A 15,551-nucleotide genomic window follows, 5' to 3' on the forward strand; every position below is an offset into this window, starting at 1 on the left:
TCATAATGTCTGCTCCGTTATCTCCGCAATGCTATGCTCATAAAAACCGATCAAATCCAACAAAAACCGTTTGACCACTTCAAGCTCAGCCTCGTTATAGGCATGCAAAATCCCCATAAATTGCGCCTGCACCTTGTCATGCAGCTCTTCATGAATGGCATACAATTGCTTGCCTGGTGAGGTCAGACGAAAAAAAACTTCCTTTTTATTGTCGTTTAATTGCGTTTTACGTACCCAGCCGTTTTTCAAAAGCCGAGTCGTCACCTTGGAGACGTTTCCTTTGCTCAGCACCATTTTATCGGCAATTGCCGTCAAATTAAGCGGCTCGTGCTGCCCGATGCAGGATACTACATGAATTTCCGTCATATTAAGCGGCGTATCAAATTCAATGCTGTTGCGCAGCTGCTGTAAAAACAGGCTGCCTTCCTCCTGCTCGAACTGCTCCTGCTGATGCAGCAGCTTTATAAGAAGTTCGTATACATATTGCTTGTTCATTTGATATGTTTCCATCCTTAACCCATCCTTTGTCAGCTTCACTCCCTTCATTATAGCGCATAAATTGTTTCAAATGAAACAATTTGATCAATAATAAATGTGCCGCAGCAACGGGTCACAGGACGGTCAGTTTCTTTTCAGCAGGCGTACGCGGCTTTGCTTTCGGAATTTTATCGTAATAGCCCATAAGCAGTATACCAACAATACGCTCGCCCGACTTGACGCCTAACCCTTCACAAAATATAGGAGAATGGATACATTCGAGCGTCGACCAAACCATCCCGATCCCTTGCTCCCAAGCGAGCAGTTGAAAATTTTGAATGAGGCAGCTGACAGCCCCATAATCCTCCTCTTGCTTATGCGCATCCTTGTCTGCTTTCATCACGACAATTAAATACGCAGGGATTTTGCTGTAATTTAGCTTCATCATTTGCTTCAACTTTCCCGGCATTAGCTTAAGGCGCTTCAGATGGCCCATCGATTCCATCATTAGATCGACCAGCCTGACTTTCGCCTCCATGCGCTCGGCTACGATAAAGCGCCAAGGCTCCCGCAGCCCATGATTGGGTGCCCACACAGCATCATTTAACAATTGGAGCAGCATATCCGGCGCAATCGGTTTTTCGTTAAACTGCCGAATACTCCTTCTTTCCCGAATCGTAACCGCGATGCTCATCGAAATGCCCTTCTTTCATTTTATTTTTCGCTCCAGTAATTTTGTTTCAAAGGAAACCATATAAATACAGGAAGAGAATCAAATTCCGCAATCCCCATGAATATTGTTTCCCTTGAAACAATTTAATCACAACCATCTGCCATTCGTCAATGAAGGGTTGAAAATGGTCGCCGCGCCAAAACCTATCGCCCCATTTCGCAATCGAAAAAAACCAGGAAGTGTCTTCAAACCGATAGCACACTAAACGAAGGGGGTGATAATGCGTATCCAGCCGTTTTAGGCGGTTGAGCCTGTTTTTCCCTATCATCGTTTATAAACCGCTCTGTTTGAAGACATTCCCTGGCTAACTTCATTTTTTGATCATTACTGAGGCATTTGCGTTTGTTTGTGTATCGTCTTAAATTAGGAAGGATCGTCAGCTGCCGGCTCTCCGAATACCGGATTCCCATCCTCGTCCCAGTCGATTTTCTTCAACCTGGCATGGCGATTGGGGTCATACAGCGGATTGCCCACAATCTCCTTATAGCTCCGCGCATGATAGACAAGCACATCCTCCAACTCGTCCTCCGCAACCGTGAAGCAGTTATGTCCAGGTCCGTATTGCCTTGTCCGCTCGCTCGTCTGAAATACCGGCTGCGGAGATTTGCTCCAAGCAGCAGCATCAAGCGGATCACAGTCCGCATCTGCTGTCAGAAGTCCCAGGCAATAATGATGATCCGTTGCGCTTGCGGAATATGTGATAAACAGCTTGCCGTTTCGCGATAGCACCGCAGGCCCTTCGTTCACCTTGAAACCTATGATTTCCCAAGAAAACTCAGGCTTCGTCAGAAGCACCTGCTCGCCGCGAAGCGTCCAAGGATTTTCCAGCTCTGAAATGTACAAATTGGAATTGCCTGCAATATGCGGCGCTTTCTGCGCCCAAACCAGATACTGCTTGCCTTTATGAGAGAAGCTGGTCGCATCAAGCGCGAACGTGTCCCAGGCGGTATGGATTTGTCCCTTCTCCGTCCATTTGCCTTCCAGCGGATTGGACGAAGCATTTTCAAGGACAAACATGCGATGGTTGAACAAGCCGTCAACGATTTCCTCGGAAGGTGCCGCCGCGAAATAGATATACCATTTTTCTTCAATGAAATGAATTTCCGGCGCCCAGATTAGAGCGCTCATTGGCCCAATGCTCGGCTTCGTCCATACAACGACTCGCGTACTTTCGGCAAGACCAGTCAGCACCTTTGCCCTGCGCAGCTCAATCCGGTCGAATTCAGGCACGGATGCTGTAAAATAGTAATACCCGTCAGCATGCCGGTAAATCCACGGGTCCGCTCTTTGTTCGATAAAGGGATTAGGAAAAAGCTGTTTATTTACTGTGTTAGCCGCATCTTTCATCGTTGTGAGCCTCTTTTCGTCGTTAGCCTTTTACCGCGCCCGCCGTTACGCCGCCAATAATATAGCGCTGAGCGAATCCGTAGAAGATCATAATAGGAATCATGGACAGGATAATAGCTGCGAATGCCATATTCACCTGAGACGTATATTCGCCGAAAAACTGGAATTGCACGAGCGGCAGCGTGGAAACCGCCTTTTTCTGCACAAGCACCATAGAAACAACGAAATCGTTCCACGCCCCCAGGGCGCTAAGTACGATGATCGTCATGTTAATAGGCTTGAGGAGTGGAAAAATAATACTAAAAAACGTTCGATAACGTGAAGCTCCGTCCAGCAAAGCCGATTCTTCCAGCTCCCTTGGAACCGTCTTGATGAACCCTACATAAAGGAAGCAAAAATAACCGATTTGCACGCCCGTCAACGAGGTGATGAGCCCCGGCAGCGTATTCAGAATATGAAGGTCCGCCCAGGTTTTGTACAGCGGAAACATCAGCACCTGAAACGGCAGCATAATGCTCGACATAAATAAATAATAGAAAAACGAATAAAAGCGGTTATTGTTTCGGGCAATGACGTAGGCTCCCATGGAGCAGACGAGAATCGTCAGAGCAACCGTCGCCGACGTTGTCACAACACTGTTGCGAAGCGCGAGGAAAAAGTTGGAGGCTTCAATAGCATCCGCATAATTGCTCCATGAAATGTGCTTGGGAAAGCTGAGCGGACTTTCGGCCGTCTCCATCGGCGTCTTAATGGAATAGACGATTGCGATATAGAAGGGGAACAAGAACAGCAGGCCAATTGCATAAAGGATAGCAATGCGAATTCGTTCCACCCATTTAAACGGCTTGGTAGCTCGCGATGTGTTCAATATTCCACCTCCCTTCTGCGGAAATAGCGGGTAACGAGAACTGTAATAAAGAGAATGAACGCGAAAAGCACAATGGCGGACATCTGCCCGTAGCCTGCCTTGAAATAAGGGAATTCATAATTGTAAACATACATAGCCATCGTCTGGGAAGACGTCCCTGGACCACCTTTTGTCGCAACCATTGAGTAATCAAATTGCCTCAAGCCCGTACCGAGCCACAAAGGAATGCAATACGTAAAGGCAGGCATCAGCAATGGGATTGTAATGCTGCGGAACTGCTGTACGATGCCAGCTCCATCAATACGGGCCGATTCATACATGTCTTTGGGAATGGTTTGCAGGCCCGCATAATAGATGACCATCGCAAGACCAACCTCTTTCCAAACAGCAATGATGACAATGCCCAGCATGACAGTTGAAGGATTGCCAAGCAGACCGCTATCGGTGTGGAATAAAATCGGATAAATATCACTGTAAATATAGCGCCAAATAATGGAGGCCAACACAAGGCTGATGACCATCGGCATAAAAATGAACGTCTTTAACAGGTTGACCCCTTTGAATTTGGTATTGAGCGCCACGGCTAGCAAAAGACCCAATACGTTCACGAGAAAAGTCGTGGAAAAAGCGAAAAACAACGTATTTTTAATCGGCTCGATAGCATCGGTGTCGCTGAACAGCAGCTTGAGGTTGCGCAAGCCAACATAGTCATAGGTTGGGCTGATGCCATCCCAATTGGTAAACGCAATGTTCAGCCCGCGGAAAAAGGGGAAAATGACAACTAAAGAAAAAAATAAAAGAGCCGGAATCAGGAACGTAAAGGTTACGAGGTTGTTTTTATATAGTCTCTTCATCCACTCACCGCCAAATATTTATTAAGAATGTAGAGCTTCTCGGCGCCCCCATGCCATTCAAGCGCCGAAAAGCTAGAGCTGTTAATTCATTTTATTGATTTTTGCAAAGCCATCGTCCAGCTTCTTAATCGTCTCATCCACATTGCGCTCGGCAGGATCGGTAACGAGGAAGAAGGTCATCACCTTTTGCCATGTATCGTCATATTGGCCGTACCAAAGCGGTTTCACCTGATTGTTGACAATTTTCCCGGATTGGAAGACGGCTTGGAACTCAGCCGAGATCGGATCCTGCTGCGCTGGTTTAATATCTTTGGATATAGTGCTGATGGTCTGTACGCCATCCGCCCAAATTTGCGCTCCCTCATCGGAAGCCATAAAATCAAAGAATTTTTTCGCCGTCTCGATATTCGCCGACTTGGCCCCGATCATCCATGTGTCATCCGTGGAATACGTCATGTAGTTGTCTTCTGGATTATCAGTCGCCGGGTACATAAACACTCCGAAATTGCCGCTCGGATTGTAACTGCGAATGCTGCCAATCGCAAAGCTGCCCATAATATCCATCGCTGCTTTGCCTTGTGCAAAATATTGCAGCGAACGGTCATAATCGATATCCTTGGCGTCGCTGTTCGCATAGGCGCTAAGCTGGTTTACCCGCTGCAGGAAGTCCTTGTAGCCAGGAACGTCCGAGAAGCTTTTTTCGCCAGCTATAATTTTACTCGCATAATCGGGGTTATTCACAAGCAGCGTCCCCCACATGTCTGGCCACATAAAGCTCATGTAGGAAGCTCCGTCCTTCCATGAGGCTGCAAATGGCGTAATGCCTTTGGATTTCAGTGTCTCGGCGGCCTTCAGCAGCTCCGAATAGGTTTTCGGCACCTCAACGCCTGCCTCTTTAAATAAATCCTTGTTGTAAATGACGGCATTCGTCATCAAATCAATCGGCAAACCGTATACCTTGCCTTCATAAGTGACATTTGGAATATAGGCTGGATCAACCCTTTTAACAAAAGCTTCATTCGTGACATCCAGGAAGGCTCCGGCCTTCGTCATATCGACCATGCCTGCAGGGCGTCCAAATATAATGTCAGGCGTATCTCCTGCACTGACTTTCAACTTAATGTTATCGTTGTATTTATCTACCGGCATAACCGAAATATCGAAGCTTACGTTTGGATTCAGCTCAGTGAATTTGTCTGTCAGCTTCTTGAAGGTATCCACCTTCGGCTTCTCAACCATGTAGTGAACGACGCTCAGCGTAACTTTCTCACCAGCGTCTGTTTTAGCAGGAGCGGACGCCTGCTCCGATGGGGATGCACCTGTCTGGGAGGAATCCTCATTGCCATTGCTCGCACTTCCACAACCAGATAACATCGTTACTGCCAAAAACAAGGTGCTTGCCATTGATAATGCTTTCGCTTTTCTCATTTTTTTGACCTCCGCTTTAGTTATGAATGGGTTTTTCAAATTGTAACCGCTTTCTATTTGGATTATAGAATAAAAAATAACGATATTATATATCCAATTGGTTATAAAAATCACTTAATTATATTTTTCTTTTAACTCCCTCTATTTTGATGATATATTATAATTATCATTCCTTTTGAGGTGGCGCCAATGGGCAAATTGCCTTTATACAAACAAATACAAAGCTATTACAGAGAGCGGATTTTAACAGGCGAATTGCGCTATAAGGACAGAGTGCCATCCGAGCAAGAAATTATGGATGAATTCCGGGTCAGCAAAATTACGGTGAAAAATGCGTTGATCTCTCTGGCGGAAGAAGGACTGATCACCCGTATTCAAGGGAAGGGCACATTCGTCGCTCAAGTGAACGATGAGGCTCTCAGCGTGAATTCGGAGCTGCAAAGCCGCTCGCCTGCAGACGGCATGAATGACATTATTGGGTTTATCATTCCTACCCTGAAGACGAAGGTCATTCAAAAGCTGGTAGATTACGTAGAGCTTCATGCGAAGGAAGCGGGGTACCAGACGATTTTGCATATTACGAGGGAATCCTCTGTGGAAGAGTCAAAAGCGATTAACAAATTGACTGAAATCGGGGTAAAGGGAATTATCGTTTTCCCTACCGAGGACGAGAAATACAACGAATCCTTGCTGCGATTATCGCTCGATAAGTTTCCCTTTGTATTTATTGACCGTTACCTGCGAAACATTGATACTTATCAAATTATTTCAGATAATGCAGCTGGGTCCTACGAGACGATCAATTATTTATTAAGCAAAGGGCATCAGAATATTGCTCTAATCTCACCCGATAATACGAATACAGCGATTGAAGACCGCACACTGGGCTTTGAGAAAGCATATATCGATAGACGTATCTCCATTGACAAAACACTGTGGTGCCATGTTCCGCTCGATATTTTACGCACAGATCAGGCCGAGCCATACGTAACCGCCTTCCTGAACCTTCATCCCGAGGTGAGTGCTATCTATGCCTTATCCGCTGAAACGGCTCAAATTGCCTATCAATCGCTTGGGAAGCTTGACCGCAGGGAAACCGAAATCGTCTCCTTCGATAATCCCGACCTTCCGGGTATTTCCTATGTCAGCCAAAACGAGAATCTGCTAGCCCAAGCAGCTGTCACCTTGCTAAAATCGCAAATGGAGGGAGAATATTTGCCGCAGCAAACCGTCATTGAAGTAGAGCTTATCTTAAATGACCAGCTACCTTAGTAATGAAAGGAAGTCTGTTACAAACGGCGCAAAGCCAAGAGGAATTTCCTCTTGGCTTCATCTTTGACGGCACAACGTTGCAGGATTGCCTGGCTATCAGACCTTCTGATACGAGAATAACGGTTTGCCCTCCCAAACCTTGCTTGGAATTTCCCGCTTTAATACCGGAATCACATCAGCGGCAAAACGCTCCATCTGCTCGCGCTGCTCTGCCTCCGTCAGTCCATCCACGCTTATGCTCAGCACCTCATGCCCAAACGCTTGATGATAATCCAAAATCTTCTCAATCACATGCTCCGCACTGCCGACAAGGGCTGGCCCATTCGTAATATTATCCTCCAGATCTTTGAACGGCGATTGATTATGCTTCGCAGAATCCGTTGACTGAAACGCGTTATAATAGGGGCGATAGCGCCGAATCGCCTCTTCATTCGTGTCGGCCAAATATAAGCTGCCGGCTCCCGAGCCAACGACCGCATCCTTCGGATCATGTCCATAAAACGCCCAACGCTCCCGGTAATGATCGATCAGCGCCTTATATTTCGCCTGTGGATGGAAGCTGTTGGAGGAAAAAATCGGCTCGCCGTATTTAGCCGCCAGCTCCGTCGATAAAGGGCTTGATGCGCTGCCATGCCAGATTGGAATGCGCGCTTGGAAAGGGCGCGGCTGCGTCGTCACCTTGTCGAGCGGAGTGCGGTAACGGCCTTCCCAGCTTACATTTTCCTCTGTCCATAGCCGATTAAGCAGTCCATACCGCTCCGCCATTGACTCCCACTGCTCCTCCTCCGTAATGCCAAACAGCGGATAATGCCGCGGATCATTGCCCTTGCCAATAATCAGCTCCAGCCGCCCGCCGGACAGATGATCCAGCGTCGCATAATCCTCGGCTACACGCACCGGATCAAGCACACTTAATACGGTAACCGTCGTGAGCAGACGAATGTGCGACGTTCTGGCGGCAATTGCAGTGAGGATGACCGGAGGTGACGAGGACAAAAACGGCGTGCCATGCCGCTCTCCCACTCCATAAGCGTCAAAGCCAAGCTTTTCTGCCAGCACCGCCTGATTCAGCACATTTTGAAATTTTTGCTGCGTTGTGAGCGCCTCTCCAGTGACGGCATTGGGAATATTCATCAGCAAGCTGAATAAAGCAAATTTCATGCTTGTTGCTCCTCTCAGGATAAAAAGTCAATATTCTACTATTCACATGATTATAATATGAATTAAGTTAAATTCACCTTATCACCTGTTTCCTGCTGCCGTCTAATAGAGATTATTGATTTTCCAATTTAAATAATAAATACGAAAACTAGCCGCTCTTTGAAACATTTTTCAACATAGCTTCTGACCTCCAACTTGGATTTGTAAAACCCCGACTTTTCCGCCGCCGCAATGGGCTCGCAGATAAGTCGGGGCTCTTCTGATTTTTACTGGGACAAAGGTACGCGATACACGCCTTCGCTGCCGCCCGGCGCCGTCCCGATATATAAATAGCCATTATGATTAACCGCTGTCGTTATGCCATAAAGCGTGCCTGCCGGGTCATGCCAGCTTTCGAGCAGCTCCCCTTGCGGGCTGTATTTGGCAATAAGCCCATGCTTCACCGGGGCACTGGCGCCATTAAGCAGCGCTTGCGGCACTTTAGCCATCAGGCCAGCCAGCCACGGACTGCTGTGCATTTGATCAACAAACGCTAGGCGGGTCGTGAAAATGCCAACCCAGAAGTTGCCTTGCGCATCACGCGTCACATTGTCCGGGAAGCCCGCCATATTTTCAGCAAAAATATCCGCCGTCCCCTGCTTCTCGCCCGTAAGCCAATATCGGGTCATCTCATAGCGGTACGACTCTGCCACCAGCACATACTCCTCATCTGCCGACAGCGCAATTCCATTGGCAAAATAAAGTCCTTCCAGCAGCACTGACGTTTGCTTCGTCGCCGGATCATATTTGAGCAGCCGTCCATGCGGCTTGTTTTCCGCCATTTCCTTGAAGGTCACCTTGCCATAATTCGACGTATCGGAAAAATAAACCGTGCCATCCTTCGCGATATCGAGCTCATTAGCTAAATAAATCGGCTCGCCGTCCACTGAATCGGCAAGCACCTCTATGCTCCCTGTCTGCGATACCGAAAGCAATCCTTTCTGCACATCGGTCACAATGAGATTCCCGTTAGCATCAAACATCATGCCATTGGGTGTTCCTTGCGTATCTGCAAACACTTCTGCCTGCCCGGGATTGCCCTGCGCATCGAAAGGAACTTTATAGATTTTACCGTCGGAATCCCCTGTATAAAGCTGTCCTTCCTTATCAAAGGTAATGAATTCCGGAAAATGCGGGGCATCCGTAACCAGCTGGGCGGAGCTGAGCTTGTCGTTCTGCTGCCACGGCCCTTCCGCCTCGAAAGAAGGCGCGGTTGGCGCGACCCATTTTACCGGCTCGACTGGGGATGGCATAACCATAAAGACCAGCGCTCCTGCCACGAGCAGCCCTAAAAGGGATAAGCCCACCCTGCTGATGATTTTGCGTCTAGAGCTAGCATTCGTTTTTCTCGATGTAGATGTCATTTGAATATCTCCCTTATGATTATGATGATGGCTGATGCATGATTAGCGCGGCTTGAGCATGCCGCCTACGATCCGTAGCGACTGCTTGCGCGTTACGAACCGCGACAGCTGTGCTCCCATATAATTTTGCATACCCGGTACAAAATAGGTCTTGCCTTGCGCCAGCTTGCGCAGCGCCAGCTTGACGATTCTTTCCGGCGTATCTTTTTTCCCGACGGAGGCGGATTCCGTGCCTACGACCTTAAAGAAATCCGTATCGGTCGAGCCGGGACAGAAGGCAAAAAACTTCACGCCGCGTTCGCGATTTTCCCACGATAGAGCGTCCGTAAACGATAAGACGAAAGCTTTCGTCGCCCCGTAGACGGCCATATAAGGAAGCGGCTGAAAGCCAGCAGTGGAAGCTACATTAATGACGGTACCCGAATTTCTGCGCAGCATGCTTGGTAAAAACAGATGTGTCAGGCTCACTACCGCCGCAACATTGAGCATGATTTCCTCATGCTGGCGCTCACCCGATACTTGCTCGAACAAACCATGCGTAGCAAAGCCTGCATTATTAATAAGCAGTTCTATATCCACCTTCAGCTGCTGGCATTGCTGATACAGCTCGCTCGGCGCACTCTCCTTGGATAGATCAAGCGCAATGACCTTTGCTTGAATACCATGCTTCTTGCTAAGCTCCGACGCCAGATTATTCAGCTTGCTCTCCGACCGCGCTACGAGCACCAAGTGGCTGCCTTTCTCCGCTAATTGTCTGGCGAATTGCTCGCCGATACCGGACGATGCTCCAGTGACGAGCGTCCATTTCCCTTGAAGATTCATATAAAGTCCTCCTGTTTATATACAATGTATTTTTCAAGAAACACTGTTACCAATCTTTTAAAAATAAGCACGATTACTTTTGGGTTAGAACGAGTAGGCCGCCCAATTGGTAACAGTGTTTCTGTATAGAATCATAGTAATCTGACTTCATAATGATGTCAATGTTTTTTTATCTAACTTGCTCTGATGACGGCTATAAAGGGACTACGGCAGCTTGTCAAAAGCCTTGTCCTGCGCATTCAGCAACGCCATTTTATAATTCATTTTCTCTAGCGTTTTCATTAACCGTCCCATATGCTCCTCATTGACAAGGCTTCATCGCCTGTATAGAATTTGGGTATGCAAATGGGAAACTCTGTTTCTTTTCAAAAACAGGTTATTCGAGACGAAGGTGATGAAGATGAGTGAACAGGAACATTCTGTCAACAAGGACAAGCGCGAGCTGAAAACCTATCAGGAAGCACGACTGCAAAATACAGAAAATCTCCGCAAGCTCGTCGTAGACGCTGCGGCCACTATTTTGCAGGAGGAAGGCCCAGAGGCGGTTACCGTTCGTAAAGTTTCGCAGAAAATGGGCTGCTCCACCAAAATTATTTACAGCTTGTTTGTCAACAAAGAGGGACTTGCCCAGCAGCTATATCTCGATGGCTGTAAAATAATGGCTCGCGAGTTTGAAGCAACGCCTGCTCTGGCTGACCCTAGGGAGCATTTGCTCGCTTTAGGCGAAACTTACTGGCAGTTTGCACAGCGCTACACCAGCTATTACAAGCTAATGTTTGGCGGGGCTTTCGGCGATTTCAAGCCGGATGAGGAAAGCTTGCAGGGCACCGTAACGGCTATGCGGCAATTGATATATGTAGTCGGCAGCGCCCAGCAGCAAGGTCTCCTATCGGCGTCGGCACCAGCGGATACCGTAGAAATTGTCCGCCTCGTCTGGGGCGCTCTCCACGGGGTCATCCATCTGCAAATGGGCGGGCATTTGGGTGATGTCCCATCCGCCTACGCCACCTATCAGCAAACGCTCTCCCTATTATCCAGTACATTGTTTGCTAAGCAGGACAGCTAAGCTTGAACCCAGTCACCTAGCAGTCAGTCAAGCTGCCAGGTGATCAAGCAGACATCCTTATTCCAGCGTAAAAAGCCGCCAATCCCAAACGGGACTGGCGGCTTTTCACTTTTTATTTTTGATTCGCCGTCATTCAACCAGTTGCTCACAGAATCCTGCACATATTTTGCCGGGTCGGAACAAACCGCCTCCAATAGCGGCAAAACAGGAGCAGGCTCTTCCTTTAAAGCCGCAATATGCTTGGCCCATACGCCCACCGGACGCGTAGCTTCGATGGCAAACCTTCGAATATTTGCATCGGCATCTGTTACCCAGCTTATTTCGCGCACGCCAAAATGATGATCTGCAGCATACGGACGGATGCCCGCCAATTTTTGCTCCAAGCTCAATTGGGCATCGAGCCCGATGATGTATGCGGCCCAGCAGCGGACACTATCCGAGCGGTGGCCCGCCAGCGCCTCGTAAAGGCCGGATCGCTCCGCAGCGCCTTTGCCTTCAAACCATGTAAGCCATTCTCCGGCAATTGCTGGAATGACCTTCATGATTTTACGCTCGCTGAATGCACAGGTATCAGCGTTTCGGTATCCATGAAACTCTCCCTTTCCTTTTAAAAATAGCAGCGTGCCAGTACGCATCGTCGGGTAATGGCCGATAATGCCTTCAAGGCAGGCTGCTCTTTATAAAATACGCTATAAGGAAACGGTAAAGCTGTAAGGCAGCTTACAGCTTTTGTTTTTGCAGCTAAGTTGCCGGACGCTCCAGAAGCTTGCCTTTGTGGATGCAAACTGTTCTAAAACCGGTGCTGATGAATCCTTCTTTAGCGAGCTCTTGAAGCGCGATAGTTACTGATTCCCGGCTAGCGCCAACGAGATGGGCAATTTCCTGATGAGAGAGCGGAAAATTAATTTTATCAAATTCACCAGCGCTTATAAGCCCGAAGTCCTTGCCGAGCCGCATAAGCGCATGCAAAATTTTATCATGCAGGTTCCCGAGCGCCAAATGCTGCGTCAACTGGCTCATGCCGTTCATTCCATCTCGATTAAATCTTCCATCGACAACGAATGAAGCAAGTTAAATTGCGACAAGTATTGGATTTTATCCACTATGGGCTCTACTCGCTTCGCACATAAACGAGCAGCTTCTTAAGCCAAGCAACGTCGCTCTGAATCGAATGGTAGGCGTGGTCGGTCAGCAGTTCAAGCGGCTGTTGCTTCTCCTGCGGAATTTGCAGCGTATCCAGATCCGTATCCTCGATCAACTTGAGTTTATCCTGGCGCTTGTCAATCGCTTCCTCAATCAAATAAGCCAGCTTGTTTTTATCAATCTTGTCCAAATAAAAAAGCGTAGCATATAAAGCAGATATGCTCGTGACGTTTTGATAAGCGGCATAAATTTCAGTTTCCAGCGCTTTGAGGCCTTTGTCTGTAATGCCGTAAGTCGTCTTTTCTGGACGATTGTCTGACTGGACGACCTCAAGCTTTTGAATGAGCCCTTTTTTTTGCAGCACATCAAATTGGTAATACAGCGTTCCGTCGTTTATAGGAATCGTATTGCCGAGCGACTTAAGCAACCGTTTTTTTATATCATACGGATGGCTCTCCGCTTCGCTCAACGTTCCAAGAATAAAAATTTGCAAGGTCATTGCATCGCCTCCATAACTAGCTTAAAGGGCTGACAAGCTGCTAGACAGCCTGCCAACCCTTTTATTTTACATGAATTGCGGCTGCGCTGCAGGCGTATTTTCTTCGTTCGTTGTCTTAACCCCTTTAAATTGGTGAATCAGCGTATTGATCAGCAATGCTCCAGCGCCAATTAGCGCGAGTCCAAGCAAATACTTTGACGTCTGCCCCCCGCCGAAGAGCAGGTTGTAATCCAGCTGAATCGTATAAAACATCGGGGAAATGTAACTGATTGCTTTGAACAAGCCTGGCATCATTTCCTGCGGCATCATCGCTCCGCCGGCGATGGTCTGCGACAGCAGCAGCGGCATATTAAGCAGCATGCCCGCTTGGCCGGCTAGCATACAAAAGATGCTCGTAAACGAAATAGCTGTAAATAATTCAAGGGCGTGTACCATCCAGACTTTGATAAACGTTTCAGCACCATAGCCATGAATGGAGAAATAAATAGTCAAGCCAATAAGCGGAACGATTAAGGCTAGCAGAGCATTAAGGCCCTGCAAACCAAAAAATGCTTTCCATTTGCCCAGCTGCCCTTTCAATTGCTGCAAAGCGCCAACACTAATCATCGAATAAATCATTGCCCCAACATAACCAGCCATCGCCAGAAACATAGATGCCATCTGGTTGTGCATGCCGGCAGGCTTCGGGTTGGTCACAACCATATTGGGAGCTACTTTGGTCATGACGCCTTCCACCATCTGCTTCGCCTGATCCTCTGGCAGCTGCATATTTTGCAACAGGCCTTCAAAGCTTTGCGTCTGAATTTGGGCGACCATTTTGCTGGAAATTTGGTCAGTCACGCTTTGCATCGCACTGCTTGTCGTCGCCGGATTAGAATCATTCATGAAAAAATCCAATTGTGCCTGTTCACCCTGCTGCGAAAGCTGCTGCGTGAAATTTTGCGGAATATGAACGATTAAATGAATGCTTCGATTGTCCAGCTCGGCTTTGGCCTGCTCTAGATTAAGAGCGGTATTGATATGAAATGGCAGCTGTTCTTCCAATTGCTCAACCATTTGCGCACCCGTCTGCTCGTCCTCGCTTACAATCGCCACCGTGAGATCAGGCAGATTTTTCGGTACGGCGCTGTACCGTACATAAACATCCCGATCATCGCCACCTGATAAAAAACCATCATAAAAATACCGCCGATGACGACTTTGTTTTTCAAAAATGCTTTCATGCTCCACTCCACCTTATACTTTGTTTTATATACTTTAATTAGAGTAATTAATTTAGTGTATACTGTCAATGTAAAAGGCTTCCAGATTCTGCTTGTTATGGAGCTCACAATGATCGTTCCCGTTATGGCAAGCTATGAGACTGAAAAGAAAAAGAGATGGAAAGCGGCTGCTTCCCATCTCTTTATTTTGCGTTATAAGGCCTGCTCGTTCATTCGCTCCAGCTTATCTGGATTGCGGATAATATAAATATTTTGCAGCAGCTCGTTTTTGATATGGAGGAATACAGCGGAGGTTATGCGCTCTTGCTGCTTGAACATGATGGCGGTCTGGCCTTTCAGCTGCGCTATCTCGATCTTGAAGCCATCGTTCTCTCCTTGGCCCTCCTTGCGAATGATGCCAAGCAGGAAACGTGCCACATGCTCGCCCGTCTGGATCGGACGAATAGCGGCACTCACCTTGCCGCCTCCATCGGATAGCAGCACGGCATCTCCGGCAAGCATAGACAGCACCGTATCCACCTTGCCCTCGGACAGAGCTGAGAGAAATTGCTGCGCCCACTCGTCGCTAACCGCACCTGCTCCCACAAGCTCCTGCTCCGTAACACCCATTTTTCCTCGGGCCCGGCTAAGCAGCTTGCGGCAGTTCATTTCACTTTTGCCCGTAATTTCCGCAATTGCAGCGTAATCGAACGAAAGCGCCTCTCTTAGCACAAATACCGACCGCTCTGCTGGAGATAGACGCTCCAGCAATGCAAGCATCGCATAAGATAGCAAATCGCTGCGCATGACGGCTTCAAATCCATCATCAATGGTCATTTGCATCGGCTCGGGCAGCCATGGCCCGATATACTGCTCCCGGCGTTTGCGCGCAGATTTGAGCAGGTCATAGCAATGATTCGTAATCATTTTGCATAAATACGCCTTAGGCTCCTGCAGCCGCTCCGGGTCTACTCGCTGGAGTTTAATGAATACGTCCTGAACAGCGTCCTCGGCGTCAGAAACCGAACCGGTGAGCTGGTACGCCAGCCGGAATAAAAGATTTTTGTACCGTTCATATAGCTCAGTCACTTCGCATGCCCCCATCTATGCTTACTGGCATTTCTTGTTATGATCATATCAAGCTCCCCATAATGCGTCCATACGCTTCACTAAGCACTAAGCAAGCACTTTGTCTCCTTTTTATCCCTTTGACCATAAAACGAGGAGCGACTGTTTTTTGTGACATTTCATGTTGATTTGAATTTTTTTAGGAAAT

The 15,551-nt window shown here is 47.8% G+C and carries 15 protein-coding genes and 1 pseudogene; 2 read left to right on the top strand and 14 right to left on the bottom strand.

All coding sequences use genetic code 11. The features are described 5' to 3' along the window. From WH37_RS08670 to WH37_RS08700, 6 genes are all read right to left on the bottom strand, one after another. Complete coding sequence (locus WH37_RS08670; RefSeq protein ID WP_231594167.1) at nt 1–510, bottom strand: MarR family transcriptional regulator; 510 nt, start codon at nt 508–510, stop codon at nt 1–3. Nucleotides 511–610: 100 nt separating this feature from the next. Next, nucleotides 611–1,171, bottom strand: coding sequence for a nitroreductase family protein (locus WH37_RS08675; RefSeq protein ID WP_046230127.1), 561 nt, complete (start codon nt 1,169–1,171; stop codon nt 611–613). 402 nt (nt 1,172–1,573) lie between these two features. After that, nucleotides 1,574–2,557, bottom strand: a complete 984-nt coding sequence (locus WH37_RS08685) for a glycoside hydrolase family 43 protein (protein ID WP_046230129.1) — start codon at nt 2,555–2,557, stop codon at nt 1,574–1,576. A 22-nt stretch (nt 2,558–2,579) separates the two neighbouring features. Next, nucleotides 2,580–3,425 carry a carbohydrate ABC transporter permease gene (locus tag WH37_RS08690; protein ID WP_231594168.1) on the bottom strand — a complete coding sequence of 282 codons (846 nt, stop codon included), beginning with the start codon at nt 3,423–3,425 and terminating at the stop codon, nt 2,580–2,582. Then, nucleotides 3,422–4,279: a carbohydrate ABC transporter permease gene (locus tag WH37_RS08695; protein ID WP_046230130.1), complete on the bottom strand. Its 858-nt coding sequence runs from the start codon at nt 4,277–4,279 to the stop codon at nt 3,422–3,424. The genes WH37_RS08690 and WH37_RS08695 overlap by 4 nt, the downstream gene beginning before the upstream one ends. Nucleotides 4,280–4,360: 81 nt before the next feature. Continuing rightward, the gene (locus WH37_RS08700; RefSeq protein ID WP_046230131.1) at nt 4,361–5,707 is read right to left on the bottom strand and encodes an ABC transporter substrate-binding protein; all 1,347 of its coding nucleotides are present in this window, start codon (nt 5,705–5,707) and stop codon (nt 4,361–4,363) included. A gap of 189 nt (nt 5,708–5,896) precedes the next feature. Between WH37_RS08700 and WH37_RS08705 the strand changes: the two genes are divergently transcribed. Then, a complete protein-coding gene (locus WH37_RS08705; RefSeq protein ID WP_046230132.1) occupies nt 5,897–6,979 on the top strand; it encodes a GntR family transcriptional regulator in 1,083 nt (360 codons plus the stop codon). 96 nt (nt 6,980–7,075) lie between these two features. Here the strand turns inward: WH37_RS08705 and WH37_RS08710 are convergent, their stop codons facing one another. The 3 genes from WH37_RS08710 to WH37_RS08720 all read right to left on the bottom strand — a co-directional run bounded on the left by WH37_RS08710 (nt 7,076) and on the right by WH37_RS08720 (nt 10,365). Further along, nucleotides 7,076–8,140 (bottom strand): LLM class flavin-dependent oxidoreductase, encoded by a 1,065-nt coding sequence (locus WH37_RS08710; RefSeq protein ID WP_046230133.1) that lies wholly within the window; start codon nt 8,138–8,140, stop codon nt 7,076–7,078. Between the two features lie 266 nt (nt 8,141–8,406). Next, a complete protein-coding gene (locus WH37_RS08715; protein WP_046230134.1) occupies nt 8,407–9,543 on the bottom strand; it encodes an SMP-30/gluconolactonase/LRE family protein in 1,137 nt (378 codons plus the stop codon). Nucleotides 9,544–9,585: 42 nt separating this feature from the next. Then, a complete protein-coding gene (locus WH37_RS08720) occupies nt 9,586–10,365 on the bottom strand; it encodes an SDR family NAD(P)-dependent oxidoreductase (RefSeq protein ID WP_046230135.1) in 780 nt (259 codons plus the stop codon). A 400-nt stretch (nt 10,366–10,765) separates the two neighbouring features. Between WH37_RS08720 and WH37_RS08725 the strand changes: the two genes are divergently transcribed. After that, nucleotides 10,766–11,431, top strand: coding sequence for a TetR/AcrR family transcriptional regulator (locus WH37_RS08725; protein WP_046230136.1), 666 nt, complete (start codon nt 10,766–10,768; stop codon nt 11,429–11,431). 23 nt (nt 11,432–11,454) lie between these two features. Here WH37_RS08725 and WH37_RS34525 read toward each other — a convergent pair. From WH37_RS34525 to sigJ, 5 genes and pseudogenes are all read right to left on the bottom strand, one after another. Further along, nucleotides 11,455–11,985, bottom strand: a pseudogene (locus WH37_RS34525) (hypothetical protein); the annotation flags it as partial. A gap of 187 nt (nt 11,986–12,172) precedes the next feature. Continuing rightward, complete coding sequence (locus WH37_RS08735) at nt 12,173–12,451, bottom strand: Crp/Fnr family transcriptional regulator (protein WP_052736887.1); 279 nt, start codon at nt 12,449–12,451, stop codon at nt 12,173–12,175. A 91-nt stretch (nt 12,452–12,542) separates the two neighbouring features. Then, nucleotides 12,543–13,073, bottom strand: a complete 531-nt coding sequence (locus tag WH37_RS08740) for a PadR family transcriptional regulator (RefSeq protein WP_046230137.1) — start codon at nt 13,071–13,073, stop codon at nt 12,543–12,545. Nucleotides 13,074–13,139: 66 nt separating this feature from the next. Continuing rightward, nucleotides 13,140–14,303 (bottom strand): YhgE/Pip domain-containing protein, encoded by a 1,164-nt coding sequence (locus WH37_RS08745; protein WP_052736888.1) that lies wholly within the window; start codon nt 14,301–14,303, stop codon nt 13,140–13,142. A 185-nt stretch (nt 14,304–14,488) separates the two neighbouring features. Then, complete coding sequence (gene sigJ, locus WH37_RS08750; protein ID WP_046230138.1) at nt 14,489–15,364, bottom strand: RNA polymerase sigma factor SigJ; 876 nt, start codon at nt 15,362–15,364, stop codon at nt 14,489–14,491. Nucleotides 15,365–15,551 lie beyond the last annotated feature (187 nt).

Source organism: Paenibacillus algorifonticola (assembly GCF_000971975.1).
Classification (GTDB): domain Bacteria; phylum Bacillota; class Bacilli; order Paenibacillales; family Paenibacillaceae; genus Pristimantibacillus; species Pristimantibacillus algorifonticola.

Bases quoted from the DNA above. Each gene is read 5' to 3' on its own strand.
- WH37_RS08710 (WP_046230133.1), bottom strand. From the start codon at position 8,140: ATGAAATTTGCTTTATTCAGCTTGCTGATGAATATTCCCAATGCCGTC.
- WH37_RS08705 (WP_046230132.1), top strand. From the start codon at position 5,897: ATGGGCAAATTGCCTTTATACAAACAAATACAAAGCTATTACAGAGAG.
- WH37_RS08720 (WP_046230135.1), bottom strand. From the start codon at position 10,365: ATGAATCTTCAAGGGAAATGGACGCTCGTCACTGGAGCATCGTCCGGT.
- WH37_RS08685 (WP_046230129.1), bottom strand. From the start codon at position 2,557: ATGAAAGATGCGGCTAACACAGTAAATAAACAGCTTTTTCCTAATCCC.
- WH37_RS08715 (WP_046230134.1), bottom strand. From the start codon at position 9,543: ATGACATCTACATCGAGAAAAACGAATGCTAGCTCTAGACGCAAAATC.
- WH37_RS08670 (WP_231594167.1), bottom strand. From the start codon at position 510: ATGGAAACATATCAAATGAACAAGCAATATGTATACGAACTTCTTATA.
- WH37_RS08740 (WP_046230137.1), bottom strand. From the start codon at position 13,073: ATGACCTTGCAAATTTTTATTCTTGGAACGTTGAGCGAAGCGGAGAGC.
- WH37_RS08675 (WP_046230127.1), bottom strand. From the start codon at position 1,171: ATGAGCATCGCGGTTACGATTCGGGAAAGAAGGAGTATTCGGCAGTTT.
- WH37_RS08695 (WP_046230130.1), bottom strand. From the start codon at position 4,279: ATGAAGAGACTATATAAAAACAACCTCGTAACCTTTACGTTCCTGATT.
- WH37_RS08725 (WP_046230136.1), top strand. From the start codon at position 10,766: ATGAGTGAACAGGAACATTCTGTCAACAAGGACAAGCGCGAGCTGAAA.
- WH37_RS08700 (WP_046230131.1), bottom strand. From the start codon at position 5,707: ATGAGAAAAGCGAAAGCATTATCAATGGCAAGCACCTTGTTTTTGGCA.
- WH37_RS08735 (WP_052736887.1), bottom strand. From the start codon at position 12,451: ATGAGCCAGTTGACGCAGCATTTGGCGCTCGGGAACCTGCATGATAAA.